Raw genomic sequence first — 1,730 nt, forward strand, 5'->3', positions numbered from 1 at the left:
TTGGTAAATTCGGCACTTCCTCCCTGATGTTTTTTCTTAAAGTTAGGATACTTAGTACGACCAGCAAAGAAGTTAGTAAAAGCTGTTTGTAAATGTCTTAACCCTTGTTGTAAAGGTACACAGCTTACTTCATTGAGAAAGTCTAATTCTTCTTGCTTTTTCCAATCGGTCAACATTGAAGAAGTTTGAGCATAGCCTACTCTTTCTTGCTTTTCGTACCAAGCTTGTGTTCTGAGATGGAGAGCTTTGTTGTAAACTAATCTTACACAGCCCAATGTGCGCCGCAATAGCGACTCTTGTTCGGGTGTTGGGTAAAATCGAAACGAGTAGGCTTTTTCCATGTCTCACATTTTAGCATATATTTCGTAAATGTGCTAATATTTAACAGTAAAGCCGTCGTAGAACGACGGGGTTTCAGACCCAAATTTTCGATGACTTTTGGCAGCAGCCTCGGTTTAGTTCTGTTAGTCTTTTGTCTGTTGATTCTCTGGCAGATTCGACAGATTCTCTTATTATTATTGATGGCGATTCTTCTGGCTCAGATTTTAAATTTGGCTGTGACTTGGTGGCAGCGTCATCACCTCAAGCGTTCCTACGCCCTAATTATCACTCTTTTTGGCTTCTTTATTGGTATTATCGGTATTTTTGTGGGGATTATACCCGCTTTAGTCCAACAATTTCGCCAATTATTTAGTTTATTACCCCAAGCTATAGAAAGACTCTGGGGACAAGTCCATAGTCTTGAGGATTATCTCGATCCTAGTCTGGCCAGTGTCTTACCGGACTTTAAAACACTGCTCGCTCAATTACAACCCCTGATTAACCAAATTGCTGGGCGGGGTTTAAGCATTTTTTACGGTACTTTCGGCATTATCCTCAGCTTACTGCTAATTGTTGCCCTGGGCTTGATGATTCTCGCCGATCCTGCCGCTTACTACCGTTGTTTTCTGCGTTTATTTCCTGCTTTCTACCGTTCTAGGGTACGATCGATCCTAGAACAGTGCGATCGAGATTTAAAAGCTTGGCTGAAAGGGATTTTCTGTCATATGTTGATTATGACCTTGGGCAGTTGCCTGGGTCTATCCCTGATCGGCATTCCCCTCGCTTTTTCCCAATCTATTCTCGCGGGATTTCTCACCTTTATCCCCAACCTCGGGCCAGTTTTAAGCACGATTTTACCCTTTTCTATCGCCCTTCTGGAAGCTCCCTGGCAACCCTGGGCGGTTTTACTACTCTACAGCAGTATTTATCTGTTAATTCAATATTTCGACCGTCATTCACCGCTGCCCATTTTAACAGTGCGGTCGCTCAAGCTCTTACCCGCTTTTACCCTGTTGGCCCAGTTGTTTTTCGCCTCGATTTTTGGCTTTTTAGGGCTATTTCTGGCGGTTCCCCTGACTCTTATCGGTCGTATTTGGCTCAAGGAAGCTTTGATCGAGGATATTCTCAATCATTGGCGGACTGGGAATAAAAAATCTTAAACTGGGGATCTAGGATTCGAACCTAGGAAATGGCGGGACCAAAACCCGCTGCCTTACCGCTTGGCTAATCCCCATTGGACAGACCTTTTTAATATTAGCATTTATCTCCCTGGTTTTGTCAAGAAGTTGATAAAAATTTTTTACTTCGGGTTTGCGGCAAAAAGTTTTTCGTGGGGTTTGGGGTTTGGGGTTTGGGGTTTGGGGTTTGGGGTTTGGGGTTTGGGGTTTGGGGTTTGGGGTTTGGGGTTT

Annotated in this window: 2 protein-coding genes and 1 tRNA gene; 1 reads left to right on the top strand and 2 read right to left on the bottom strand. The window is 43.6% G+C overall.

The window, feature by feature from the left end:
• Nucleotides 1–341 (bottom strand): RNA-guided endonuclease InsQ/TnpB family protein (locus O9332_RS08050; RefSeq protein ID WP_271973343.1); only part of this gene is annotated, 341 nt, incomplete at its 3' end.
• A 90-nt stretch (nt 342–431) separates the two neighbouring features.
• Between O9332_RS08050 and O9332_RS08055 the strand changes: the two genes are divergently transcribed.
• Nucleotides 432–1,481, top strand: coding sequence for an AI-2E family transporter (locus tag O9332_RS08055; protein ID WP_288024804.1), 1,050 nt, complete (start codon nt 432–434; stop codon nt 1,479–1,481).
• 1 nt (nt 1,482) lies between these two features.
• Here the strand turns inward: O9332_RS08055 and O9332_RS08060 are convergent.
• Nucleotides 1,483–1,555, bottom strand: a tRNA-Gln gene (locus tag O9332_RS08060).
• Nucleotides 1,556–1,730 lie beyond the last annotated feature (175 nt).

This window comes from Microcystis sp. LE19-10.1B (genome assembly GCF_027530565.1).
Lineage (GTDB): Bacteria > Cyanobacteriota > Cyanobacteriia > Cyanobacteriales > Microcystaceae > Microcystis > Microcystis aeruginosa.